18 protein-coding genes are annotated in these 24,501 nt (G+C 68.2%); 12 read left to right on the forward strand and 6 right to left on the reverse strand.

Translation table 11 applies throughout. The annotated features are described in order from the left end of the window. Positions 1 to 6: 6 nt before the first annotated feature. Positions 7 to 1,992, reverse strand: a complete 1,986-nt coding sequence (locus FRZ61_RS09370) for a S9 family peptidase (RefSeq protein WP_151116887.1) — start codon at positions 1,990 to 1,992, stop codon at positions 7 to 9. A gap of 545 nt (positions 1,993 to 2,537) precedes the next feature. Here FRZ61_RS09370 and FRZ61_RS09375 point away from each other — a divergent pair. After that, the gene (locus FRZ61_RS09375; protein ID WP_151116889.1) at positions 2,538 to 3,209 is read left to right on the forward strand and encodes a dienelactone hydrolase family protein; all 672 of its coding nucleotides are present in this window, start codon (positions 2,538 to 2,540) and stop codon (positions 3,207 to 3,209) included. 42 nt (positions 3,210 to 3,251) lie between these two features. Here the strand turns inward: FRZ61_RS09375 and FRZ61_RS09380 are convergent, their stop codons facing one another. Further along, on the reverse strand, positions 3,252 to 3,728 hold the full coding sequence (locus FRZ61_RS09380) for a hypothetical protein (protein ID WP_151116891.1): 477 nt from the start codon (positions 3,726 to 3,728) through the stop codon (positions 3,252 to 3,254). A 260-nt stretch (positions 3,729 to 3,988) separates the two neighbouring features. Between FRZ61_RS09380 and FRZ61_RS09385 the strand changes: the two genes are divergently transcribed. Further along, positions 3,989 to 4,597, forward strand: a complete 609-nt coding sequence (locus tag FRZ61_RS09385; protein WP_191909365.1) for a GNAT family N-acetyltransferase — start codon at positions 3,989 to 3,991, stop codon at positions 4,595 to 4,597. A gap of 166 nt (positions 4,598 to 4,763) precedes the next feature. Further along, positions 4,764 to 5,351: a PepSY domain-containing protein gene (locus FRZ61_RS09390; RefSeq protein WP_191909366.1), complete on the forward strand. Its 588-nt coding sequence runs from the start codon at positions 4,764 to 4,766 to the stop codon at positions 5,349 to 5,351. A 55-nt stretch (positions 5,352 to 5,406) separates the two neighbouring features. On the opposite strand, the gene FRZ61_RS09395 is transcribed toward FRZ61_RS09390, so the two are convergent. Beyond that, the gene (locus FRZ61_RS09395) at positions 5,407 to 6,543 is read right to left on the reverse strand and encodes an FAD-dependent oxidoreductase (protein WP_191909367.1); all 1,137 of its coding nucleotides are present in this window, start codon (positions 6,541 to 6,543) and stop codon (positions 5,407 to 5,409) included. 394 nt (positions 6,544 to 6,937) lie between these two features. Between FRZ61_RS09395 and FRZ61_RS09400 the strand changes: the two genes are divergently transcribed. The 5 genes from FRZ61_RS09400 (at position 6,938) to FRZ61_RS09420 (ending at position 15,404) form a co-directional block, all read left to right on the forward strand. After that, positions 6,938 to 8,101 (forward strand): efflux RND transporter periplasmic adaptor subunit, encoded by a 1,164-nt coding sequence (locus tag FRZ61_RS09400; protein ID WP_151116900.1) that lies wholly within the window; start codon positions 6,938 to 6,940, stop codon positions 8,099 to 8,101. Between the two features lie 53 nt (positions 8,102 to 8,154). Next, the gene (locus FRZ61_RS09405; RefSeq protein ID WP_151116902.1) at positions 8,155 to 11,277 is read left to right on the forward strand and encodes a multidrug efflux RND transporter permease subunit; all 3,123 of its coding nucleotides are present in this window, start codon (positions 8,155 to 8,157) and stop codon (positions 11,275 to 11,277) included. A gap of 276 nt (positions 11,278 to 11,553) precedes the next feature. Then, a complete protein-coding gene (locus FRZ61_RS09410) occupies positions 11,554 to 12,579 on the forward strand; it encodes a Fe(3+) ABC transporter substrate-binding protein (protein WP_151116904.1) in 1,026 nt (341 codons plus the stop codon). A gap of 61 nt (positions 12,580 to 12,640) precedes the next feature. Continuing rightward, complete coding sequence (locus FRZ61_RS09415; RefSeq protein WP_225309188.1) at positions 12,641 to 14,329, forward strand: ABC transporter permease; 1,689 nt, start codon at positions 12,641 to 12,643, stop codon at positions 14,327 to 14,329. 1 nt (position 14,330) lies between these two features. Then, on the forward strand, positions 14,331 to 15,404 hold the full coding sequence (locus FRZ61_RS09420; protein WP_151116908.1) for an ABC transporter ATP-binding protein: 1,074 nt from the start codon (positions 14,331 to 14,333) through the stop codon (positions 15,402 to 15,404). An 11-nt stretch (positions 15,405 to 15,415) separates the two neighbouring features. Here the strand turns inward: FRZ61_RS09420 and FRZ61_RS09425 are convergent, their stop codons facing one another. Next, positions 15,416 to 16,276 carry a 3-hydroxyacyl-CoA dehydrogenase family protein gene (locus tag FRZ61_RS09425; RefSeq protein WP_151116910.1) on the reverse strand — a complete coding sequence of 287 codons (861 nt, stop codon included), beginning with the start codon at positions 16,274 to 16,276 and terminating at the stop codon, positions 15,416 to 15,418. A 211-nt stretch (positions 16,277 to 16,487) separates the two neighbouring features. Between FRZ61_RS09425 and betA the strand changes: the two genes are divergently transcribed. Further along, positions 16,488 to 18,143, forward strand: a complete 1,656-nt coding sequence (gene betA, locus FRZ61_RS09430) for a choline dehydrogenase (protein ID WP_225309189.1) — start codon at positions 16,488 to 16,490, stop codon at positions 18,141 to 18,143. A 174-nt stretch (positions 18,144 to 18,317) separates the two neighbouring features. After that, positions 18,318 to 19,004 (forward strand): Crp/Fnr family transcriptional regulator, encoded by a 687-nt coding sequence (locus tag FRZ61_RS09435; protein WP_151116914.1) that lies wholly within the window; start codon positions 18,318 to 18,320, stop codon positions 19,002 to 19,004. Here FRZ61_RS09435 and FRZ61_RS09440 read toward each other — a convergent pair. Then, positions 19,001 to 20,836, reverse strand: a complete 1,836-nt coding sequence (locus FRZ61_RS09440; RefSeq protein WP_151116916.1) for an adenylate/guanylate cyclase domain-containing protein — start codon at positions 20,834 to 20,836, stop codon at positions 19,001 to 19,003. The two genes, FRZ61_RS09435 and FRZ61_RS09440, sit on opposite strands and share 4 nt — an antisense overlap. Before the next feature lie 213 nt (positions 20,837 to 21,049). Between FRZ61_RS09440 and FRZ61_RS09445 the strand changes: the two genes are divergently transcribed. After that, positions 21,050 to 22,225: a M20 aminoacylase family protein gene (locus FRZ61_RS09445; RefSeq protein ID WP_151116918.1), complete on the forward strand. Its 1,176-nt coding sequence runs from the start codon at positions 21,050 to 21,052 to the stop codon at positions 22,223 to 22,225. An 11-nt stretch (positions 22,226 to 22,236) separates the two neighbouring features. Next, a complete protein-coding gene (locus FRZ61_RS09450; RefSeq protein WP_151116920.1) occupies positions 22,237 to 23,094 on the forward strand; it encodes a pirin family protein in 858 nt (285 codons plus the stop codon). Here FRZ61_RS09450 and FRZ61_RS09455 read toward each other — a convergent pair. Then, positions 23,075 to 24,235: a sensor histidine kinase gene (locus FRZ61_RS09455; RefSeq protein WP_191909368.1), complete on the reverse strand. Its 1,161-nt coding sequence runs from the start codon at positions 24,233 to 24,235 to the stop codon at positions 23,075 to 23,077. The two genes, FRZ61_RS09450 and FRZ61_RS09455, sit on opposite strands and share 20 nt — an antisense overlap. Positions 24,236 to 24,501: the final 266 nt, after the last annotated feature.

Below are 24,501 nucleotides of genomic sequence, written 5' to 3' on the forward strand. Positions count from 1 at the left end.
CGTTGCTCAGGCCGGCATATGCTCCTGGAACCAGGAGACCACCCGCGCACCGTAATCGGCGATCGCGGGATGGTGCTGCACCCAATGGCCTTCCTTCGGGTAATGCACCAGGACCGATTTCACCCCATGTTGCAGCAGCGCCCGGTGGAACTCGATCGCCTGCACCGCGGGGCAGTTGCGATCCAGCGCGCCGCAGATATTGAGGGTGGGAGTCTTCACCCGGTCGGCGAACATGATGGCGCTGCGCTTGAAATATTCGCCGCCGGGATTCTTGTAGTTGTCGAGCAGGAAGTTCTCGCAGAACCCCGGGATATGGCTGGTGAGCTGCTCGCTGACATAGTCGGTCACCGGCGAGACCACGACCGAGGCGGCGAAGCGCGTGTCCTGGGTGATGATCCAGGCCGCCATGATCCCGCCGTAGGAAACGCCGGTGACGCCGATGCGCTTGGGATCCGCGATGCCCTCGGCCACCATCCGGTCGAGACCGGAGAGGATGTCCTGCGCGTCGCCGCCGCCCATGTCGCCGGCCACGGCGCGGCAGAAATCGAGCCCGCGGCCGGTGCTGCCGCGCGGATTGGGCTGGAAGATCGCGTAGCCGTCCTGCAGCAGGGTGACATAGAGCGAGCTGCGGCCCGCCGAGGTCGGCCGCCAGGACCAGACCGGGCCGCCATGCACATCGACGATGACGGCACGGGGCCCCTTGTCGCCGGTGGGCCGCAGGAGCCAGCCCTCGATTTCCCAGCCGTCCTTGGCCTTCCATTTATAGGGCTCGGCGCGGCCGAGCGCCGCGAGGGTCGCCGCGGCTCCCTTGGGGCCGAGGCTGGCCACGGTCTTCATCTCGCCGCCGCGGAAGACCGCGATCGTCTGCGGCGTGAAGAAGCCCTCCAGGGTGACGGCGCACTCGCCGGGGGTCGTGGCGGGGCTCGCGAACGGAAAATAGCGTTCGCCGCCGAGCGTGGTGGCGGTATTGGACCAGAGCTCCTTCGACCGCGCGGTCCGGGCATCGCACAAGGCGAGGACCGTCTCCAGCGACCGGATGCCGGCCACGAGGATCTCGGTCTCGCTCTGCCAGGCGGTGAAGGTGATGTCGGCGCCGTTCGTGTCGGCGCGCCGCGTGGCGCCGTCGGCGACCGCGATCAGCGTCAGCTCGCCGGTGGTCGACTGGCGGTCGCTGCTGAAGGAGGAGACGACGGCGAGCTGGGTGCCGCTGGGCGAGGCCGAGAGCCAGCCGATCTGGTCCTTCGGCCGGTGGACCGTGCGGACGCGGCCGCTGGCGATATCGATCAGCCGGACATCGGCGCGGTACCAGTCGTTCTCGTGCGGATTGTTCGAGGCGATGCAGGCCACGGCCTTGGCGCCGGCCCAGCAGGCTTCCCAGGGATTGAGCCCGGGGCCGGTCAGGCGGCGGAGCGAGCCGCTGGCAAGCTCGTAGAGCCAGAGGCTGCGCCATTGGCTGTCATCGACGCCGATATCGACCTGCGGCGTCCAGTCGGGAAGGGCGGGGTCCGCGGTCTGGAACGTGTAGCCGCCCAGGAAGCCGGAAAGATCGACCCCTCGGGCGGCGGCGCCGATCAGGATCGCGCTGCCGTCGGGCGACCAATGGGCATATTCCACCCACAGATCCCCGATCGGAACCCAGGTCTCGGCCTTGGTCGCGAGATCGAGGAGGCAGAGCCCCGTGATGCCGGGCTCCTCGCGGTCGGAGAGGTAAGCGAGGCGCCGGCCGTCGGGCGACCATTTCGGCGCCAGATCGGTCGAGGGTCCCGGCGACACCGCCCGCAGCTCGCCGCTCGCGACATCGACCAGGAAGATGCGCTGCGGCAGCGTGCCCTCGAGGGCCGTCGCCACGATCCCGCTGCCGGCGATGGTGCGGCCGTCGGGCGAGAGCGCGATGTCGTAGAGATCCGGCGGCCGGTCGGCCCCCAGCAGCCAGTCCGCGTCGGCCTTCTGGATGCGCTTGAACAGCTCGGTGTGACGCAAATCGGTCTGCAAGGTCCTGCCTCTCCGTTTGAATATCCATTCAACATTTCCCTCCGGGCTGCCGGCGATCGTTGTCGCGATCGATGACGTCAGCGGGGTCGGGAAATGACGGCGTCGTTACCGGCGCGCTCTGCGCGCTACGAACAAGAGATGAGGCCCGAACGGGCCTCGCCTGCCTTCATCGATGGATTCGGCCGCGCTCGACCCTGGCGATGACGCGCGTCATGGGACAGGCAACGGCTTTTGCGCGTTCGATCCTCCCCTTGCGCCGGCGGGAGACTTTGCTCGCGTTCCCTTGTCGGCTCGCCAATCAAGATAATACGCAGGGCTCCCGGCAGGCAAATGTCAAAACACGCGCCGGTCCGTGCTTCGGGAAGGCGGTCCTACGGGCGCGCCGCAGCCGGGTCTGCCGCACCGAGGCGGGGGCCAGGCGCGTCAGGAGGCTGAATTTTCTGAAACTTCCTTTGCCGGAGGACCCGGCCTAGTCTCGCCCAAAGCGCAGATTACGCCGGCGTCATGACAGGCACCGGTTCTTCGGTCGAACAGGAGGAGCAAGGATGGGAAGCGTCACCGAACTCAAGGCCGCCGACGGATTCAAGCTTGCCGCCTACCGGGCGGCGCCGGCCGGGGCCTCCAAGGGCGGGCTGGTCGTCATCCAGGAGATCTTCGGCGTCAACCACCATATCCGCAGCGTGGCGGACCGCTTCGCCGCGCTGGGCTATACCGCGCTCGCGCCGGCGTTGTTCGATCGTGCCGAGCGCGGGATCGATATCGGCTATGACGAGGCCTCGGTGCAGCGCGGAATCAAGCTGCGCGCCGCCATCAAGCTCGAGGACACGCTGCTCGATGTCGCGGCCGCGGTCGGCGCGCTCAAGGGGGCCGGCAAGATCGCGGTCGTCGGCTATTGCTGGGGCGGGTCGCTCGCCTTCCTGTCGGCGACACGGCTCCCGGGTCTCGCCTGCACGGTGGGCTATTACGGCGGCATGATCGCGGCCCATGCGCAGGAGAAGCCCAAGGTCCCGGTGCTGCTGCATTTCGGCGAGCATGACCACGGCATCCCGATGACCGACGTGGAGAAGGTGAGGGCGGCGCGGCCCGAGGTGCAGATCTTCACCTACAATGCCGGCCACGGTTTCAGCTGCGACGAACGCGCCAGCTTCGACAAGGCCAGCCATGAGCAGGCGCTGGCCCGGACGCTGGACTTCTTCGGCAAGCATCTGAAGCCTTAGAAGCGCCCGGCGTCCGGGCCGAGCATTCGCCTCGTCTGCCGGTTATTGCGGGACGCAGCGGAAGGTGATCGTCTTGGCGCCCGTGCTGTCGCTGCTGACCGTCGTGACGGCGCGCATCGATCCGCTGTTGCGGCAATAGGCGTCGGCACTCTGGGTCGCCGCGAGCAGATCCTGGTCGCTGTGATAGACGTAGGGGTCGTTCGGATTGTAGGCCATCGTCGTGGTGGCGGGCGCCGCCGTGGCGATGCAGTCGAAGACCACCGTCTTGCTGCCGTCCGACTCGTTGTCGATCCTGACCGTCTGCGGAACGGACCGGTACTGGCTGCAATAGGCCGCCGCCTTCTCGTTGGCCGAGACCAGCTCCTCGTCGCCGCGATAGCGGTAGGTGACGGTGGGATTGGTGGCGGACGTCTGCGTCGGAGGCGAATGAGGCGATGAGCAGGCGGCCATCAGCAGGGCCGCCACCGAAAGCGAGGCCGCGGCTGCGGCGAGACGGAGTTGTGAGAAGCTCGTGACCATGTGTCCCTTCCTCGGATGTTGAGGGTGAGCGCTTTTCCTCTGCCTGCCGAGGGCGGATGCGATCGATGCGAGAACCGGCCTTGAGGATCTCGCTTGTGACAACCGCCGGGGCCTGCCACAGGAATTCCCCGGGTTTCATTGAACGTCGCGGCCGGGAACCGGTTCCCAACGAACCGAGCGCCGAATCTCCCGGCTTGATGCTCCGGGAGCAGAGCGTCAGAGTGGGCCCGGGCTTATCCAGCCGAAGGGTGGAGGCGGATTTGGAGCCGGAGCTCGGGGTCCCCGCGTTGCTGATCCGGCATGCCGATCAGCATGACGCGCGCAGTCTGGCGGCGCTCATCGAGATCGCCGGCGACGGCATTCCCGGCTATCTCTGGGCGCAGATGGCGAGGCCGGGCGAGACGGCGCTCGATGTCGGCGAGCAGCGCGCGGCGCGCGAGGAGGGCGGCTTCTCCTATCGCCATGCGACCGTGGCGGAGATCGCCCGTACGGTCGCGGGCATGATTCTTGCCTACCGCCTGCCCGATATCAGCGACGAGGACCGGAGCGCGCTGTCGGAACTGCCGGCCTTCCTCCGGCCTTTCGTCGAGCTCGAGTTCGAGGTGCCGGGCAGCTTCTATATCAACGCGTTTGCCGTTCACGAGCCCTACCGCTCGCGCGGGATCGGCTCGCGCCTGCTGCGCAAGGTCGAAGGACAGGCGATCGAGGCCGGTTGCCGGCAGCTGAGCGTCCAGCATTTCGAGCGCAATGTCCGCGCCGGCGCCTTCTATCGGCGGCATGGATTTCGGGCCGTGGGGGGGAGGGTGCTGGAGCCCCATCCGGCCCACCCTTACGAAGACCGCTCCATCCTCATGGTGCGCGACATCTGAGGGCGCGGCGTCCGACACCTTTCGGGCGCCGATGAACCGCATTTAAGCGGCAGGACAGGCCGCGATAACGTCCGGCTCCAACATGGGTTCTCACGGGCCGCCTTCGGCGCGCCCAACGCCCATCCACCCATGGAGTCCCGCGATGAAAAGAATCTTCACCTTGCCGATGGCTCTGCTGACCTCGGCACTTGTCGGCGCGTCGCTCGCCCAGGCCGCGACGCCGTCCGGCGCCACGGCCGGATCCTCACCCGTTGCCGCCTCCAGCCCGACGCGCTTTGTCCCGCTGCAGAGCCGGGTCCGGCCGGACGATCTCTCCGCATTCTCCTCCAGCCAGATCTCTCTCCAGGATGCGGTGACCGCCGCGGCGACCGACAGTGGCGGCATTCCGGTGGATGCCATATTCCGGGCCGGCGAGAGCCATCCTCACTATCTCGTCTGGCTGACAAAAGACGGTCGCGTCTACCATTCGATCGTCGATGCGCAGAGCGGAAGAGTGACCGAGGCGATGCATGGTCTTCCCCTACATCGCCTCAATCCGTCCGAGCGCGCGAATGTGATGGCCGTCGCGCATGCCAAGGCGGGCCTCGCGGATGCGATCGCCATCGCGGCACGGGATACGGGCGACAAGCCCATCGCCGGCTACCTCGCCGAGAGCGAGGGCATGCGCGCCTATCACATCGCCATCGTCGAGAACGGCGCGCTCAAGTCCGTTTGGATATCGCCCGACAATCCTTCGATCGTCGCCTCGAAGTAACCGGTCCGATGAGGACAGGAAGAAACGCCGGCGCGCTCCTGCGCCGGCGTTTCCCTTACCGGACGATCGGTGCCGTGGGCGAGGCCGCCTGCCGCAGGCCCGGCCGATCCAGGCGCAGCAGGTCGGGCGTCTCGCCGCCCTCCACGATGTCGGCCACCAGCCGGCCCAACGCGGGGCCGAACTTGAAGGCATGGCCCGAGCATCCGCAGGCGAGGGTGAGGGATTCGCGCCGGTCGACGATGAAGTCGGCGTCGGGCGTCATGGTCCAGGGATGGCGTTGGGTTCGCGCCACACGGCGCGGCGCGTTCGGCATGCGCTGGGCGAGCCATTCCAGGATCCGCCGCTCTTCATCGAGATCGGGCATCCATTCCTCGATGTCCGGTCGCCATCCGGGCGCGCCTGCGTCGAAGGCGATCTTGTAGCCGATGCCCGGCACCGGATGGCCATAGACGCCGCCATCGCCGACCGATTGCCACTCGGCGATGCCGGGGCGATCCACCAGGGAGGGCGCATCGAGGAAGGTCACCTGCGCGATCGCCGGCGCCAGCGGCTGGGCCATGCCGATATCGGCGAGGAGCGGGCCGCTCCAGGGGCCGGCGGCGATCACGGCATGATCGGCCTGCAGCGATCGCCGATCGGTCCGGATCGTGACTCGCGGACCCGGCACGATCTCCAGGACTGGCTCGGGCTGGAACAGCGCCACGCCGGCGGCGAGGGCGGTCTCGTTCAGGCCGCGCATCCCTTCCTCGGCCATGACGGTGCCGGCCTCGGCATGGAAGAGACCGGCCTGGCCGGGGCCGAACGTCAGCTCCGGAAACCGCCGCCGGGCATCGGAGGCCTGCAACTCCTCGATCCGCACGCCCGCGGCCCGCACCGACCGCGCCAGCTCACCGAGGAACGCGGGCGGGCCGAGATCGACCTGGCCGGTCAGATGCAGGATCCGCCGTCCGGTCGCCCGTTCCAGGCGCCGCCAGGCCTCGATCGCCTCCAGAGCCAGGGCGACGTAGAAAGGCTGCGCGTAGGCGACCCGGATGCTTCTCGAGGCACCGGTGGAGGAGGTGGCCGGATGGCCGCTGCCGAACCGGTCTATGGCCGCGACCTTTCGTCCTCGGCGGGCGAGCTCCAGCGCCGTCGAGATCCCGAAGATGCCGGCGCCCACGACGATGACATCGAATTGCTGCTGACTTGACACGATTTCGACCGACTCCCTTGAGGCGATGTTTCCTTTTGTCGCGATGGCCGTTCCTTGCTGTTCCCGATCGGGATGGGCGCAGAACAGTCGAAGCAGGCGCAGACAAGCCAGCCTTCTGTATCCGGCATTATCTACAGGACGTAAATCCTGAAGCATCACGCCCGATGTTCCTTGCGGGCTCGCAATGACGCCAAGGGTCAGTCTGTCCTCGTCTTAATTTGCGCTCTTGCTGCAGCGCACCATGTGATGGGAGCAGACGGTGGAGGGGTTATCTTCCGCCCCCATTTTCTGCGCCGGTTGCGACCTGTCACGATGCGGGCAGGGATTCGGTCTACCGGGGGCGATCCCCGCCGTTGCGACGGCCCGTCGCACGGTTTGCTGGATTGAGACGCTGATGACGAACCGAGCAGCCAGATCACGCCGCCTGCCGCGACTTTCCGTCGCCGTCGCCGTGATCGCGATCATCGCCGGCGGATACATCCTCTGGAATCCGCCTTGGACGCTGGACTCCCATGCCGCGCTTCCGCCCCCGCCGCCACCGCCGGTCCCGGTCCAGGTCGCCGCGGTGACGCCGCGCGACGTGCCGCTCTATCTCGGCGGCCTCGGTACGGTGCAGGCCTTCAACACGGTGACGGTCAAGAGCCAGGTCGACGGCCAGCTGCAGAAGGTCGCCTTCACCGAGGGGCAGCCGGTGAAGACGGGCGATCTGCTGGCGCAGATCGATCCCCGGCCGTTCCAGGCGGCGCTCGACCAGGCGACCGCCAAGAAGGCGCAGGACGAGGCGCAGCTCGCCAATGCCAAGCGCGACCTGCAGCGTTTCGAGGATCTGGCGAAGCAGGGCTATGCCGCGCAGCAGCAGGACGACACCCAGCGCGCCCTGGTGGCCCAGCTCCAGGCGCAGATCCTGGGCGACGAGGCCGCGATCGCCAACGCGCAGACCCAGCTCGACTACACCACCATCACCTCGCCGATCGACGGGCGGACCGGCATAAGGCTGGTCGACCAGGGGAACATCGTCCATGCCGCCGATGCCAACGGCCTCGTGGTCGTAACCCAGCTGGCGCCGATCTCCGTCATCTTCACCTTGCCCGAGGACCAACTGGCGCAGGTCCGCAAGGCCATGGCGGCGGGAACCGTCGCCATCGCGGCCGTGAGCAGCGACGGCAAGACCCAGATCGCGGCCGGCACGCTGGCGCTGGTCGACAACCAGATCGACCAGACGACCGGCACGATCCGTCTCAAGGGCACCTTCCCGAACGGGGACGGCGCGCTCTGGCCGGGCGAGTTCGTCACGATCCGCCTCCTGGCCGACACGGCCCGCAACGTCACGACCGTTCCGGCACGGGCGCTGCAGCGCGGTCCTGACGGCTACTACGTCTATGTGGTCGCCGCGAACGGGACGGTGGATATCCGCAAGCTCAAGGTGGGTCAGATCGCCGATGGCGTCGCCGTCATCGATGACGGCGTCACCGCCGGCGAGCAGATCGTGACCTCGGGCCAGTACCGCCTCCAGCCCGGCGTCCATATCGAAGCGAAGAGCGCCGACGCGCCATCCTGAGGCAGGGCAGGGCGGTGCAACGGATCCCCGGCAGGGCGCCTTAGGAGAGCGACATGGGCATCTCGAACATCTTCATCGAACGACCCATCGCGACCTCCCTGCTGATGGCAGGGATCATGCTGGTGGGTGTGGCGGCCTATCCGCTGCTGCCGGTGGCGCCCCTGCCGCAGGTGGAGTTCCCGACCATCCAGGTTTCGGCCCAGCTGCCGGGGGCCAGCCCGGAGACCATGGCTTCCTCGGTCACCCAGCCGCTCGAGCACCAGATCGGCCAGATCCCGGGTGTGACCCAGATGACCTCGAGCAGCACGCTCGGCAACAGCGCCATCACGATCCAGTTCGATCTCGGCCGCGACATCGACGGGGCGGCGCAGGATGTCCAGACCGCGATCAACGCCGCCGGCGGCCAGCTGCCCCAGTCGTTGCCGTCGCCGCCGACCTATCGCAAGGTCAACCCGTCGGATTCGCCCATCCTCGTGCTGGCCCTGACGTCCGACGCCCTGCCGCTGACCACCGTCGACGATTATGCCGAGAACGTGCTCGCCCAGCAGATCAGCCAGATCTCGGGCGTGGCCCAGGTCTCGATCGGCGGCCAGCAGAAGCCGGCGGTCAGGGTCCAGGTCGACCCGCAGAAGATCGCGGCCCTGGGTCTCTCGCTCGAGGATGTGAGGGCGAGCCTGGTGGGCGCCACCGTCGACAGCCCCAAGGGCACGATCGACGCCGCCACCCGCAGCTTCACCATCTATGACAACGACCAGGTGCTGCAGGCCGAACCCTGGAACGACGTCATCGTCGCCTATCGGAACGGCGCGCCGGTTCGTGTCCGCGATATCGGCCAGGCCATCGACGGGCCCGAGAATGTGCGGCTCGCCGCCTGGGCGAACGGGACCCGCGCGATCCTGCTCCCGATCTTCAAGCAGCCCGGCGCCAACGTCATCGAGACGGTCGGCCGGATCGAGGCGGCCCTGCCGAGGCTCCAGGCCGCCATTCCGCCGACGGTCAAGGTCCAGGTCCTGATCGACCGGACGCAGACGATCCGCGCCTCGATCTCGGACATCCAGTTCACGCTGATGCTCTCCGTGGCGCTGGTGGTGATGGTGATCTTCGTCTTCCTGCGCAGCCTGTGGGCGACCGTGATCCCGAGCGTGACGGTGCCGCTGGCGCTGTCGGCCACGGCCGGGCTCATGTATCTGATGGGCTACAGCCTCGACAACCTGTCGCTGATGGCGCTGACGATCTCGGTCGGGTTCATCGTCGACGATGCGATCGTGATGCTGGAGAACATCCACCGGCATCTCGAGGAGGGGCTGTCGCCGATGCAGGCCGCGATCAAGGGATCGGGCGAGATCGGTTTCACCATCGTCTCGATCAGCCTGTCGCTGGTGGCGGTCTTCATCCCCCTGCTGCTGATGGGCGGGATCGTCGGCCGGCTGTTCCACGAGTTCGCCGTCACCGTGACCATGACCATCCTGGTCTCGGCCTTCGTCTCGCTGACGCTGACCCCCATGATGGCCTCGCGCTTCCTCCGCGACGAGCGGCAGGCGCGGCACGGGCGCCTCTACCGGGCCTCGGAGCATGCGTTCGAGCTGCTGCTCTCGGGCTATCGCCGCAGCCTCGATGCGGCGCTCGCCCATCGCCGGCTCATGCTCGGCCTGTTCTTCGCGACCCTGGCCGCCTCCGCTTACTGTTTCGTGGCGATCCCCAAGGGCTTCTTCCCGCAGCAGGATACGGGCTTCATCTTCGGCACGTCGGAAGCGGCGCAGGACATCTCCTTCGCCGACATGGTGCACCACCAGAAAGCGCTGGCCGACATCGTGCTGCAGGACCCGGCCGTGGCCGGCGTCGGCATGAGCATCGGCTCGGGCGGCGGCCAGACGCAGAACAACGGCCGCATGTTCATCACCCTCAAGCCGCGCAGCGAGCGCGGTGTCTCGGCCGACGAGGTGATCCGCCGGCTGCGCCCGCAGCTGGCCAAGGTCGAAGGGGCGGCGCTCTTCCTGCAGGTGGCGCAGGACATCAATGTCGGCGGCCGCCTGGCGCGTACCCAGTACCAATACACGCTGCAGGATGCGGGCCTCGACGAGCTCAACCAGTGGGCGCCGAAGCTGCTCGACAAGCTGAAGACGCTGCCGGAGCTGCGCGACGTGGCGAGCGACCAGCAGACCGGCGGCGCCACCCTGACCCTGACGATCGACCGCGACCAGGCCTCGCGCTTCGGGATCGAGCCGCAGCTCATCGACGACACGCTCGACGATGCCTTCGGCCAGCGACAGGTCGCCCAGTATTTCACCCAGCTCAACAGCTACCACGTGGTGATGGAGGTGCTGCCGGAGAACGCGGCCAGCCCGACGGCGCTCAACGGCATCTATCTCCATTCTCCGATCACCGGGCAGCAGGTGCCGCTGGCTTCGCTGGTCAAATGGACCACCGAGCCGACGGCCTTCCTCTCGATCAACCACCAGGGCCAGTTCCCGGCCGTGACCCTGTCCTTCAACCTGGCGCCGGGAGCCTCGCTGGGCCAGGCGACCGAGGCGGTCCGCGCCGCCGAGGCGCAGATGAACCTGCCGCCCTCCCTGACCGGGACGTTCCAGGGCAACGCCCAGGCCTTCCAGACCTCGCTCGCCAGCGAGCCCTACCTGATCGCGGCCGCCATCGTCGTGATCTACATCATCCTGGGCATGCTCTATGAGAGCTACATCCATCCGCTGACGATCCTGTCGACCCTGCCGTCGGCGGCCCTGGGCGCGCTGATGATCCTGATGGCCTTCGGCTTCGATTTCAGCCTGATCGCGCTCATCGGCATCCTGCTGCTGATCGGCATCGTGAAGAAGAACGGCATCATGCTGGTGGATTTCGCGATCGCGGCGGAGCGGCAGCGCGGCCTCGATCCGGTCGCCGCGGTCCGCGAGGCCTGCCTGCTGCGCTTCCGGCCGATCATCATGACGACGATGGCGGCCATGCTGGGCGGCGTGCCGCTGATGATCGGCACGGGCACCGGCTCCGAGATCCGCCAGCCGCTCGGCTTCGCCATCGTCGGCGGCTTGATCGTCAGCCAGGCGCTGACGCTCTACACCACGCCCGTCGTCTATCTCTATCTGGATCAGCTCGGCAGCTGGCTGCAACGTCGTCGGGCCGAAACCCCTCTGGTCGAGGGGCCGTCTCCCGCCGCCGCGGAATAGGCGGAACGAATTCCTGTCAGGCCCGGGATTCCGTCATGAAACCGCCATCCGCTGGCGGGGCTCAGGCGTGGACTGCCGTTTGTCCTTGCCAAATCCGCTGATGCGAATGACAATCAATCGCCTCGATAACCTATGAATTTTCGGGGATTATCGGGGGCTGGGTGGCGTCTCCTGGCGGCACCGCTGAGGCGGCGGCGGGAACGAAGCCCGGAGGATGGTCACTCGCGTCATGTCCCGGCGCGGCCCCCCACCAGAATCTCTCTCTTGGAGGACCGTATGACAGCCCTTCGCTCCCTTAGTTTCACCGCCGCCCTGCTGGTGTCGAGCCTCGTGGCCGGTCCCTTGTCCGCGAGCGAGCTCAATCTCTACACCACGCGCGAGGCAGGGCTGATCCAGCCCCTGCTCGACAAGTTCACGGAGAAGACCGGCGTCAAGGTCAACACGGTCTTCCTGAAGGACGGGCTGGCCGAGCGCGTCCTCGCCGAGGGCGCGAACTCGCCGGCCGATCTGCTGATGACGGTCGATGTGGGCAACCTGGTCGATCTGGTGGAGCAGGGTGTCACCCAGCCGACGGCGTCCGAGGCGCTGACCGCCTCGATCCCCGCCCAGCTGCGCGATCCGGACGGCCACTGGTATGCCCTGTCGCTGCGGGCCCGCGCGCTCTATGCCTCGAAGGAGCGCACCGATCTCACGTCATTCACTTACGAGCAGCTGGCCGATCCCGCCTGGAAGGGCAAGGTCTGCATCCGTTCGGGCCAGCATCCCTACAACACGGCGCTGATCGCCGCGATGATCGCCAAGCATGGCGAGGCGAAAACGGAAGCCTGGCTCGTCGGCGTCAAGGAGAACCTGGCCCGCAAGGCCGGTGGCGGCGATCGCGACGTGGCCCGCGACATCCTGGGCGACATCTGCGATGTCGGGCTGGCGAACTCCTACTATGTGGGGCTGATGCGCAGCGGCAAGGGCGGAGCGGAGCAGGAGCAGTGGGTGGCCGCGATCCGGCCGATCCTCCCGACCTTCGCCGGCGGCGGCACCCATGTGAACATCTCCGGCGCCGCCGTCGCCAAGCATGCGCCCAACAAGGACAATGCGGTGAAGCTGCTGGAGTATCTGGTGTCCGACGAGGCGCAGGCGCTCTATGCCGAAGCCAACTACGAATATCCGGTGAAGCCGGGCGTGGCGGGCGCCGAGCTGATCGCCGATCTCGGGCCGCTGACCGTCGATTCGACGCCGCTCATCGAGATCTCGCAGCACCGCAAGGCGGCGAGCGAGCTGGTCGACAAGGTCGGTTTCGACGATTGATGGGTGCCGGGTGGCGGTCTTGTTGCCGCCACCCCATGCTCCGACCGCAGCACGAGCCGACTTGATCTCTCTGAAACTCCCAACGCGGCACGACCGCGGTCATGGCGGCTGGTGGCTGCTGTCCGCCCTGGCCGCGGTCCTGGTCCTGGCACCCGCCGCCGCGATCGCCGTCATCGCGGCCGAGGGCTCGGGCGATCTGTGGCCGCATCTGGCCCGCCATGTGCTGCCGCGGGCGCTGCGGGACACGCTGCTCCTGCTGGGCGGCGTCGGCGCGCTCACGATCGTCATCGGCGTCGGCTGCGCCTGGCTGGTGACGGCCTACGATTTCCCCGGCCGGCGCGTCCTGGCCTGGGCCCTGCTGCTGCCGCTGGCGATGCCCACCTACATCGTGGCCTTCGCCTATCTCGACCTTCTCCATCCGATCGGGCCGATCCAGAGCGCGATCCGCGCCCTGCTGGGATTCGAGCGGCCGCGCGACCTGGCCTTTCCCGACATCCGCTCGCTGGGCGGCTGCATCCTGCTGCTGGGGCTGGTGCTCTTTCCCTATGTCTATCTGCCCACGCGGGCGATGTTCTCGATGCAGGCGGCAGGGCTCGTGGAGGCCTCGCGGCTGCTCGGTGCGGGGCCAGCGCGGCTGTTCTTCCGGATCGCCTTGCCGCTGGCCTGGCCCGCCATCGCGGCCGGGGCCACGCTGGCGCTGCTCGAGGCGCTGAACGACATCGGCGCCTCCGAGTTCCTCGGCGTGCGCACGCTCACGCGGACGATCTACGATACCTGGATCAACCGCTCCAGCCTGTCCGGTGCCGCCCAGATCGCGCTCCTGATGGTCGCGATCGTGCTGGCGCTCATTCTTCTGGAGCGATGGGCTCGCCGGCATCGGCATTACGCGGCCTCCTCGCGGCAGGCGAGGCGTCTTATGCCGGAACGGCTCGGGCGCGCAACGGGCTGGCTCGCCTTCGCGCTGGCGGCGGTGCCGGTGCTGCTCGGATTCGTGCTGCCGGCGGGCTATCTGCTCGCGGCCGCGCTCCGACGGGTCGGCCAGGTCGGCATGCCGCCCTCGATCCTGATGCAAGCTGGAAACACGGTCCTGGTCGCGGCCATCGCGACCACGGTGGCGACGCTCATCGCCGTCGGCGTGATCTATGCCGTGCGGCTGGCAAGGGGGCCCGCGATGGCGGCGCTCGCCCGCTGCGCCAGCATCGGTTATGCGATCCCGGGCACGGTCCTCGCCATCGGGCTGCTGACCCCGCTCGCGGAGTTCGACAATGCCGTCGATCAGGCGGTGCGCCGCTATCTGGGACTCTCGACGGGGCTTCTGCTCTCGGGCTCGGGTGCGGCCCTGGTCTATGCCTATGTGGCGCGCTTCCTGGCCGTGGCGACCGGCGGCATCGAGGCTGGCTTCCGCCGGATCCCGCGATCGCTCGACGATGCGGCGCGGACCTTGGGCGTGGCACCCCTGCCGGCGATATGGCGGGTGCATCTGCCGCTGATCAAGCCCGCCATCGGCGCCGCGGTCCTGCTGGTCTTCGTCGACTGCATGAAGGAGCTGCCGGCGACGCTCCTGTTGCGGCCGCTGAACTTCGAGACGCTGGCGACCCAGCTCTATGCCGAGGCGGCGCGCGGCACTTACGAGAACGGCGCGATCGCGGCCTTGCTGATCGTGATCGTGGGGCTGCCGCCGGTCATGCTGCTGGCACGTCTCGGCCTGCGACCGGCGGGCGACCGGCCGGCGGCGTCTGACAGGGGGTGATATGAGCACGATATCCGCAAGCAGCCTGCCGCTGCTCCTGGTTCGGGACCTCTCGCACCGGTACGGCGCAATCGCGGTGTTGCAGGGGCTGTCGCTGGCAGTGGCGCCGGGCGAGGTCATCTGCCTGGCGGGACCCTCCGGCTGCGGCAAGAGCACGCTGCTCCGTCTCATTGCCGGGCTCGAGCCGGTGCAGGCCGGCAGCATCGAGATCGACGGCCGCACCCTTGCCAGCCCCGGGATCCACCTGGCGCCGGAACGGCGCGAGGTCGGCATGGTGTTCCAGGATCTGGCGCTCTTTCCCCATTTGTCGGCGCTCGAGAACGCGGCGTTCGGGCTGGGCGGGCTGGCACGATCGGAGCGGACGGCGGCGGCCCTGCGGATGCTGGAGCGGGTCGGCTTGGCGGATCGTGCGGCGGAGCTGCCGCACCGGCTTTCGGGCGGGCAGCAGCAGCGCGTGGCGCTGGCCCGCGCCCTGGTGACGAAGCCGCGGCTCCTGCTGCTGGACGAGCCCTTCTCGAGCCTCGATGTCGGCACGCGCCGGCAGATGCAGCGCGAGGCCACGGACCTGCTCAAATCCAACGGCATCACCACGCTGCTGGTCACGCATGATCCCGAGGAAGCGATGATGATGGCCGATCGTGTCGCGCTGATGGAAGCGGGGCGCATCGCCCAGCTCGGCACTCCGGCGGAGCTCTACGGGAACCCGGCCGACGGTTATGTCGCTTCCTTCTTCGGCGAGGTCAACCGGATGGCCGGCATCGTGGCCGGGGGTGCCATTGCCACGCCGCTGGGACCGATCGCGGCGCCCGCGCTGTCGGAGGGGGCCCGTGCCGATATCCGCATCCGGCCCGAGGCGATCTTGCCGGCGGCACCCGATGCCAGGATCGCAACCGCGGCGCGGGTCACGGCGGCGCGGCTCCTGGGCGGTTCCGCCCTGCTGGAGATCCTTGTCGAGAACGGCTCCTCGCAAGGCACGGCGCTGCAGATGCGTCTCACCAGCCGGGAGATGGTCGAGGCCGGTGCCGTGATCCGGGTCTCGCTCGATCCCCGCGGCGTGTTCGTGTTCCCGGCCTGACGCGAGGTCCGTCAGCGCCGCTTGCGCCAGCCCGGCTTGCCGCGGCCGCCAACGAAGCCGGCCTTGACCCGCTGCTTCAGCAGCGGGCGCGGGCGGAAGCGCTCGCCATAGGCGCCGTAGAGGATCTCATGGACCTGCAGGCAGAGATGGGAGCTGGTGGCATCCATCAGCTCGAACGGTCCCATCGGGTGGCCCAGCGCCAGCTTGCAGGCGAGATCGATATCCTCCGGGCTCGCGACTCCTTCCTCCACCAGCCGGATCGCCTCGATCACGAAGGCATGAAGCATCCGGTTGACGGCGAAGCCGGTGACATCCTTGATCAGCACCGTGGTCTTGCCGGCCTCCTCGCAGAGCGCACGCACGCGGGCGACGATCTCGGGTGCCGTGGCGAAAGCAGGAATCACCTCGACCAGCTTCATCCGGGAGACCGGCGAGAAGTAATGCGTGCCGAGGAAACGGGAGCGGCGCGCGGCGCCGACATAGGAGGCGAGGGTGGAGATCGGGAGGGTCGAGGTGTTGCTGGCGATGATGCAGCCGGGCTGGCAGAAACGGTCGAGGCTGCGGAAGACCTCGGCCTTGACCCCTTCCTCCTCGAACACCGCCTCGGTGATGAAGTCGCAATCCGCAAGGCTCTCGAGCGCCGTGCCGGTGGTCAGCCGCTCGAAGATCGGGTCCTTCTGCTCGGGCGCGTAAAGGCCGCGCGCGATCCCTTTCCGGACCAGCACCAGCAGCCGTTCCCGGGCGGCGGCCACCCGTTCCTCGGTCTGGTCGATCAACCGGACGGGATAGCCGGCGATGGCGAAGGTCAGCGCGATCTCCGCGCCCATGAGCCCGGCGCCCACCACACCGATCTTCCGGATGTCGTCTTTCATGCCTGTCCCCTCGCGGGCGCGGTCTTCGCGCCGGGCGTCGATCTTGCCCGTTTGTTCGAGAGCGGGCCATCGCCGCCCAAAGTGGTGTCCTAGGACATTCGAGCGGCGGGATTCCCGTTTACGCCTCCCGGCGAATCCGTGAAGCTGGCCCAAAGCCCCGGCCGCCGGTCTTGATTCCTTGCGGCCTTGGGGGATGGGCGAGGCCGTTCGGGTGAGCCGGGAATACGACTTCATCATCATCGGTGCCGGGTCGGCCGGCTGCGTCCTCGCCAGCCGTTTGAGCGAGAACCCATCGGCGCGCATCCTGGTGCTGGAGGCGGGGCCGATGGATCGCAGCCTCTACATGCTGCGCATGCCGGCGGCGCTGGCGGTCCCGCTCGAGAGCGACCGCTACAACTGGTTCTATCACAGCGAGCCCGAGCCCCATCTCGACGGCCGGCGCGTCTATTATCCGCGCGGCCGGGTCGTCGGCGGCTCCTCCTCGATCAACGGCATGGTCTATCTGCGCGGCAATCCGCTCGATTACGACCGCTGGGCGGAACGCAACAGCCTCGGTGGCTGGTCCTACGCGCATTGCCTGCCCTACTTCAAGAAGATGGAGACCAGCGCCCTGGGCCCGAGCGCCTATCGCGGCGCCGACGGACCCCTCCGCGTCACTATTCCCGACTGCAAGAACCCGCTGTTCCAGGCCTTCCTTCAGGCCGGCCAGCAGGCGGGCTATGCCTATACCGAGGATGTGAACGGCTATCGCCAGGAAGGCTTCTACCGCATGGAGCGGTCGACCTTCGGCGGCGTCCGTTCCAGCGCCGCGCGCCGCTATCTGCATCCGGCGCGTAAGCGCGGCAATATCGATCTCAAGATCAAGGTCCGGGTCGCGCGCATCCTGTTCGACGGAAGGCGGGCGAGCGGGGTCGCGTTCGTCGAGAACGGCCAGAAGCGCGAGGTCCGCGGCGGCGAGATCATCCTGTCGGCGGGTGCCATCAACTCGCCGCAGCTCCTGAAGCTCTCGGGCGTCGGGCCGCGCCCGGAGCTGCAGGCGCTCGACATCCCGGTGGTGGCCGACCTGCCGGGCGTGGGCGAGAACCTGCAGGATCACCTGGATTTCCTGGTGCAGTATCGCTGCACCAAGCCCGTGTCGTTCTATCCGGCGACGAAGCGGCTGAACCAGGTCGGCATCGGGCTGGAGTGGCTGTTGTTCAAGCGGGGCATCGGTGTCTCGAACATCTGGGAGGCGGGCAGCTTCTTCCGCAGCCGGCCCGGCATCGAGTTCCCGAACCTGCAGCACCATTTCGCGCCGGTCGCGATCAGCTATGACGGGGCCGAGAAGATCGACGGCCATGGATTCCAGATCCATCTGAGCCAGATGCGCCCGCGCAGCCGGGGCCATGTCCGGCTCGCCTCGCGCGATCCTTTCGCGCCGCCGCGCCTCCTGTTCAACCATCTGGCCGACGCGGAAGATCGCGCCGAGGTCAGGGACGGCATCCGCCTGACCCGCGAGGTGGTGGCCCAGGCGGCCTTCGACGAGTTTCGCGGCGCCGAGATCGCGCCCGGTGCGGCCGTCGATTCCGATGCCGAGCTCGACGCCTTCGCCCGCCGCAAGGCGGAGACCTCGCATCACCCCTCCTGCACCTGCCGGATGGGATCCGACGACATGGCCGTGGTCGATGACGAGGGCCGGGTGCATGGCCTGGAGGGCTTGCGTGTGGTCGACGCGTCGATCATGCCGACGGTGGTCTCCTCCAACATCAACGCGCCGACCCTCATGATGGCCGAAAAGATCGCCGACCGCGTCCGAGGCCGCCCCCCGATGCCCCCGGAGCCGGTCGCCTATTATCGCGCCGAGAATTTCCGCACCGCCCAGCGCTGACGCGAATCGGACAAGGAGTCCGGTCCTAATCGGCCCCGCAGGCCGGTAGGATTCTTTTCGCACCCGCGAAAGGATCCGCCGCCGCTGCAACAATTGAAGCATTGGGCGACATCATGGCGTCGAGACGCCATCACAGAATGCGCGCGCTGTTCACCGATGTGAAGGGAGGCGCTCGTGAACACGCTACTGACGGTGATGACCTGGCAGGACTGGGCCGCGAACCTCTGTTACGCGCTGCTCGCCGTCTCCTATCTCGTCACGAGCCTCTGGTGGCTGCGCGGCCTGGCCATCCTGGCCCTCGGGCTCGAGGGCATCTATTTCTATTTCGGCTCCACGCCGCCGCTCTGGGTGGGTATCGTCTGGGCCGCCATCTTCGTGGCGATCAATGCCGGCCAGCTGCTCCGGATGACCCGGGATCGGTTCAGCGTCAAGCTGAGCGAGCAGGAACGTTCGCTGCATAAGGGGCTGTTCGAAGGCATGAGCACGGTCGGCTTCTGCCGCCTGCTGAAGAGCGGGCGGTGGCGGGAATGCGCGGGCGGCGAGGTCCTGACCTGGGAGGGTCGCCCGGTTCCCGAGCTCTATGTGATGACCGACGGGTTGGCGAAAGTGGAAGTCAATGGGGGCATCGTCGCGCTGGTGCGGGCAGGCTCGTTCGTGGGGGAAATGAGCTTTCTTACGGGGGCACCCGCCTGCGCGACGGTGACCAGCGTGGGGAGCTGCAAGGTCTTCTCGATCTCCAAGGAACGGTTGTCGCAACTCCTCGCCGTGGACGAGGGATTGCGCACGGCCATCCATCGGATCATCGGGCGGGATCTTGTCTATAAGCTTCAGTGCTCCCTGCCGCTGCCGCTGGCGTCCTAGGGGAGGATGCCGGCGGAGGGGGCGGCGGTCGAGATCGTGGCAGGCTTCAGCCGGCAGAACTGAGCCGGCCGGTCGAAGCCCCGGATCTCGGCCGCTTCCTCTGTCGCCACCAGCGAGCCGAGGACCGACTTGACCCCATCATCCTCGGCCAGGGCCGCCGACAGCACGATATCGCCGCCGAGGCTCTGCCCCTGCAGCCTGGCCGCCAGATTGACGGTCGAGCCGAAATAGTCGAGCCGGTCGTTGAGGGTGACGGCGATGCAGGGACCCTTATGCAGGCCGAGCTTGATCACGATCGCGCCCTCGCCATGGGTCGCGTTGAAATCCGCCACCTTGCGCTGGATGGCGAGCGCCGCCCGCATCGCCGCGGCCGGATCGGCGAAGGCCGCCATGACCGCGTCGCCGATCGTCTTGACGATGGTGCCGTCATGCTCGCGCACGATCGCGGCCAGGAAGGCGAAATGCTCGCGCACCACCCGATAGGCGCGGGCATCGCCCACGCGCTCGTAGAGCGCGGTCGATCCCTTGAGGTCGGTGAACATCAGCGTGATCTCGGCGATGCCGACATCGTCGCCGGGCCGCAGCACGTCGCCGCCGAATAGATCGCGGAAGGCCTGGAGGGCGGTGATCCGGTCCGCGGTCAGGGCGTCTTGGGCCCAGCCGCGATCCTCCAGCAGGAGGGTGACGGGGCGCCGGCTGCGGTTGATCAGCGTCACCGTGCCCGCCGCGCCGGCCGCCCCCAGCTCAAGGTGGTCGTCATGCATGATCGCGGTTGGCAGGGCGCCCGCCTGCCAGTCGATGCTCCGCTCGGGGCCGGGCTCCAGCGTGCGGAACCGGTAGGGGCCGAACGGGAGATCGATATCGAGCGTCCGCGTCTGGCCCGGATCGAGCGTCAGATGCAGCTTGATATGCGGCGTCGAGAGCGGGCCGAACAGGCAATATTCGCCGGTGACCAGCGGCCGGATCGCGGCGGCCGGCCGGAACACCGCCTCGACGTTCTTCGAGAAATCGCGGTCGTAGTCGATGTTGCAGGTCGGGCAATGGGCGCCGGTCGGCAGCTGGTCGAGCGATCCCGACCAGGCCTTGGCGACGCGGCAGCGCGGGCAGAGCACGTTCCAGCGCAGCTCGAGCAAGCCGCTGCGCACCGCCTGCAGGCAGGCTTCCACCACATGGCGCGCCGGCACGTTCCAGGCGCGCGCCAGCTGCAGGGGACGCAGACGCCAGAGGTCGGCCTCCTGGGCGTTGACGACATGGTCGGCAAGGCGTTGGGCCAGCCGGTGGCCGTACGGGGTCGCCTCGATGGCCCGCACGGCCGCCTCGATCCGGCGCCGGGTCTCCTCGGAAGGCTTGGGCGGCTCGTAGTCGAAGGGCTTCTCGCGCTGGCCGCCGGCGAAGGCCGCCGCCTGCTGCGCCAGCGTCTCGAAGGTGCGGCTGGTCTTGCCGAAGAAGCTGCCCGCCAGGATCAGCCGGCCCAGCCAGTTCCGCGGCTCGGCCGACATGGTGTAACGGCCGCAGCTGCCGCCGCCTTCGGGTTCGAGCGTGAAGGAGGCGCAGAGCGAGACCAGCGGCCCGTTGACGAACTCGCGACAATGCTCGAACCAGCGCTCATGGATCCAGTTGACCGGCCGCTCGCGCCATCTGAGGGCGAACGGGCCCCGCTTCAGCAGGCCGAAATACTCGACCGCGCCGTCCGGCTGCGGAATCTCGATGATCTCGTGCTTCGGCACCCGCGCGGCTTCGTTGAAGCGCGCGGTGTCGGCCAGCACCGCCCACATGTCGGGCACGGGCCGGTCGAAATGCCATACCCAGGTCTGCTCTCGGGCCTTGCCCATGCTCCGATCGTGAGATTTGCGCACGGTTGGGAAAGGCTCGCTCGGCCCGCCCGCACGGCCATGAGCCGCCGAGGATAGGCGGGCTTGGCAGGGGCGGCAACCGAGGCCGCAGGCCTCCCACGAAACGGCCTTCGCGCGCTCTTGCCCGCCGGGCTATCCTGACGGCCGAGCCCTTACGCCCGGGGCCGGACAGGACAAGGAGCGGATCACCCGATGCCGATCGTCAACCGTATCGCCGAGTTCCATGCCGACATGACGGCGTGGCGGCGCGACCTCCATGCCCATCCCGAGACGGCCTTCGAGGAGCATCGGACCTCGGATTTCGTCGCGGCCAAGCTGGAAGGGTTCGGGATCGCGGTCCATCGCGGGCTGGCCGGCACGGGTGTCGTCGGCACCCTCAAGGGAGCGGCTCCCGGCAGCCGCGCGATCGCGCTCAGGGCCGACATGGATGCGCTTCACATCCACGAGGAAAACGGCTTCGCCCACAAATCGCTCAACCAGGGCAAGATGCATGCCTGCGGCCATGACGGGCATACGACGATGCTGCTGGGCGCCGCGCGCTATCTCGCGGAGACGCGCAACTTCGCCGGCACGGTCCATTTCATCTTCCAGCCGGCCGAGGAGAACGAGGGCGGCGGCCGGGTCATGGTGGCGGACGGCCTGTTCGAGAAGTTCCCGGTCGAGTCCGTCTATGGCATGCACAACTGGCCGCACCTGCCGGTCGGGCATTTCGCCGTGCGGACGGGCCCGATGATGGCCTCCTACGACATCTTCGAGATCACCGTGGCGGGGAAGGGCGCCCATGGCGCGATGCCGCATCAGGGCATCGATCCGCTCCTGACCGGCGCCCATATCGTCGCGGCGCTGCAGAGCATCGTCAGCCGCAATGTGGCGCCGCTGGATGCGGCCGTGGTGTCGGTGACGCAGATCCATGGCGGCGATGCCTGGAACGTGATCCCGGAATCCTGCGTCATCCGCGGCACCTGCCGCAGTTTCGAGCCGCGCATTCAGGATTCGATCGAGCCCGCCATCCGGCGCATCGCCGAAGGTGTCTGCCGGAGCTTCGGCGCGACCATGTCGCTGCGCTACGAGCGCCGCTATCCGCCCACCATCAACACGGCGGCGGAGACGGAGTTCGCCGCCGGCGTGGCGGACCAGGTGGTCGGGGGCGAGCGCGTCGATCGCAACTACACCCCGACCATGGGCTCGGAGGATTTCGCCTTCATGCTGCAGGCCAAGCCCGGCTGCTACATCTTCCTGGGCGGCGGCACGGCGGAGAAGGGCGGCGTGCTGCACAACGCCCATTACGATTTCAACGACGAGACCCTGCCGATCGGCGCCAGCTATTGGGCGCGCCTGGTCGAGACCGCCCTGCCGCGGTCGGCGTGAAGGCCGCCCGCATGCTGATCCTCAAAGGCAAACCGCGCGATCTCGGCGACGGTTTCATGGTGAGCCGGCTCCTGCCGCAGATCGAGCGGCGGAGCATCGGGCCCTTCGTCTTCTTCGACCATTTCGGACCCGTGACCTTCGCGCCCGGCCAGGGCGTCGATGTGCGCCCGCATCCCCATATCGGCCTTGCGACCGTCACCTATCTCTTCGAGGGGGCCCAGGTCCATCGCGACAGCCTGGGCTCGGTCCAGACCATCACGCCCGGCGACGTCAACTGGATGACGGCGGGGCGCGGCATCGTTCATTCCGAGCGGACCGGCCCCGAGCTTCGGGCACGCGGCCATCTCCTGCATGGCATCCAGAGCTGGGTGGCGCTGCCCCTGTCGGCCGAAGAGGTGGCGCCTTCGTTCCAGCATGTGGGGCGAACCGAGCTGCCGGAGTGGCGCGAGGGCGAGGTGGTGCTGCGGATCATCGCCGGCCACGCCTATGGCCGAACCTCGCCCGCCCCGGTACTGAGCCCCACACTCTATGTCGATGCCATGCTGGGGCCGGGCGGAACGCTGCCGCTGCCCGACGATCATGAGGAACGCGGCGCCTTCGTCGTGCGGGGCCCCGTGGAGATCGGCGGGCAGATCCTGGAGACCGGCGACATGGCCGTCTTCGAGGCCGGGGCCGACGGCGAGTTTCACGCCCGCCAGGCCGCGCGCGTCATGATCCTCGGCGGCGCGCCGCTCGACGGGCATCGGCATCTCTGGTGGAACTTCGTCTCGAGCTCGAAGGAACGCATCGAGCAGGCGAAGGAAGACTGGCGCGCCCAGCGGCTGGGCCAGATCGCCGGCGAGACCGGGTTCATTCCCTTGCCGGCGTGAAGCCGCGCGGCAGCTCGGGGGGCATGACGTCGGGCAGGGTGGCGCAGACGCAGGTCCCTTGCGGCCCGGTCCGGATCTCGAGATCGCCGCCGACCTGCTCCATCCGGATCTTCATGGCCAGCAGCCCCACGCCACTTTGGGCGGGATCGATATGCCCGTCCGCGCGGGTGCAGGGGATGCCGACGCCGCGGTCCTCGATCTCGAGCCGGATCTCGCCCGACTGGCGATAGAGCCGCACGACGGCTGTCTTGCTGCCGGCATGGCGGTAGACATTGCCCAGCGCCTCCTGCAGCACGCGATAGAACGCCATCTCGGCGTCGCGCGGCAGCGGCGGCAGCTCGCCGATGGCCTCCAGCATCATGGCGATGCCGGTCCGCCGGCCGAATCCGCTGACATAGGCGCGCATCGCCGCGGCCAGGCCCAGATCCTCCAGCAGCGGCGGGTGGAACAGATAGGAGAGGGACCTGATCTCGGTCAGCGACTCTTCCATCAGCAGCCGGGCCTCGGTGATGCCCTTGCGCGCGATCGGATCGCCGTCGCCGACCTGGCGGTCGATCTTGGCGATCAGCAGGCCGGCGGCGACGAGTTTCTGCGCCGTCACGTCGTGCAGCTCGCGGGCGATCTGTCGGCGCGCCTCGTCTTCCTGGGTATGGTGCTGCATCAGGAGGCGGCGAAGCTGATCGTCGGCGAGCCGGAGCGAGGTCACGTCGTCATGCGCGACGATGATGCGCGTCGGGCCGGCACCGGCGATGCGGGTGGCGCTCATCGAGAAGCGGCGACGCCCCTGCGGCGTGTCCAGATCGTAATCGAGCTTGAACTCCGCCCTGCCGCCGGCCAGGAGGGAGGTGATGCCCTCGTGGACGCGCCAGGCCTGGTCACCGACGCCTTCGGCCGCGCGACAGACATCGAGATAGTTGACGCCAACCGCGGCGTTCTCGACCTCCATCCCGCTTTCCTCCGCGAACTCCCGCCAGGCACGGTTCACCATCAGGATGCTGCCGGATTCGCCCAGGATGGCGATGTGCGGGGAGAGAGCGTCGATCGTGCGTTGCAGGAACAGATCGGTTTCAGGATCGCGGGCCGGGCGCTCGGCGACGGGAAAGCCGTCGATGCCGGCCGCTCTCGGTGGCGGGCGCGACAAGTCGGCCGGCCTGTCGCTCCGCCGGGTATGTCCGCGCAAGGCGAGACGATCGCCGGCTTCAGCGGCGCGGCCCGTCTCGGAGTCTGATTTCGCACGACGTTCCGCGGGCCCGGTATCGGAGGCCGTCGGTCCAGGCGATTCGGATCCTGCTTGTGCCATCCCGCCCCCCAACTGCGCGGTCGGCCTCCTCGAGAGACTACCCGAATCTACCTAGAGATTCGTGGAAAGAGGTCAAGCAAACAATTGTGGCATCTGCGAAAAGCCCG

The sequence above is a fragment of the Hypericibacter adhaerens genome (assembly GCF_008728835.1).
GTDB classification, from domain to species: domain Bacteria; phylum Pseudomonadota; class Alphaproteobacteria; order Dongiales; family Dongiaceae; genus Hypericibacter; species Hypericibacter adhaerens.

Coding starts and splice junctions, on each gene's coding strand:
- FRZ61_RS09405 (WP_151116902.1), top strand. CDS start 8,155: ATGGGCATCTCGAACATCTTCATCGAACGACCCATCGCGACCTCCCTG.
- FRZ61_RS09380 (WP_151116891.1), bottom strand. CDS start 3,728: ATGGTCACGAGCTTCTCACAACTCCGTCTCGCCGCAGCCGCGGCCTCG.
- FRZ61_RS09400 (WP_151116900.1), top strand. CDS start 6,938: ATGACGAACCGAGCAGCCAGATCACGCCGCCTGCCGCGACTTTCCGTC.
- FRZ61_RS09445 (WP_151116918.1), top strand. CDS start 21,050: ATGCCGATCGTCAACCGTATCGCCGAGTTCCATGCCGACATGACGGCG.
- FRZ61_RS09410 (WP_151116904.1), top strand. CDS start 11,554: ATGACAGCCCTTCGCTCCCTTAGTTTCACCGCCGCCCTGCTGGTGTCG.
- FRZ61_RS09390 (WP_191909366.1), top strand. CDS start 4,764: ATGGCTCTGCTGACCTCGGCACTTGTCGGCGCGTCGCTCGCCCAGGCC.
- FRZ61_RS09450 (WP_151116920.1), top strand. CDS start 22,237: ATGCTGATCCTCAAAGGCAAACCGCGCGATCTCGGCGACGGTTTCATG.
- FRZ61_RS09425 (WP_151116910.1), bottom strand. CDS start 16,276: ATGAAAGACGACATCCGGAAGATCGGTGTGGTGGGCGCCGGGCTCATG.
- FRZ61_RS09440 (WP_151116916.1), bottom strand. CDS start 20,836: ATGGGCAAGGCCCGAGAGCAGACCTGGGTATGGCATTTCGACCGGCCC.
- FRZ61_RS09375 (WP_151116889.1), top strand. CDS start 2,538: ATGGGAAGCGTCACCGAACTCAAGGCCGCCGACGGATTCAAGCTTGCC.
- FRZ61_RS09420 (WP_151116908.1), top strand. CDS start 14,331: ATGAGCACGATATCCGCAAGCAGCCTGCCGCTGCTCCTGGTTCGGGAC.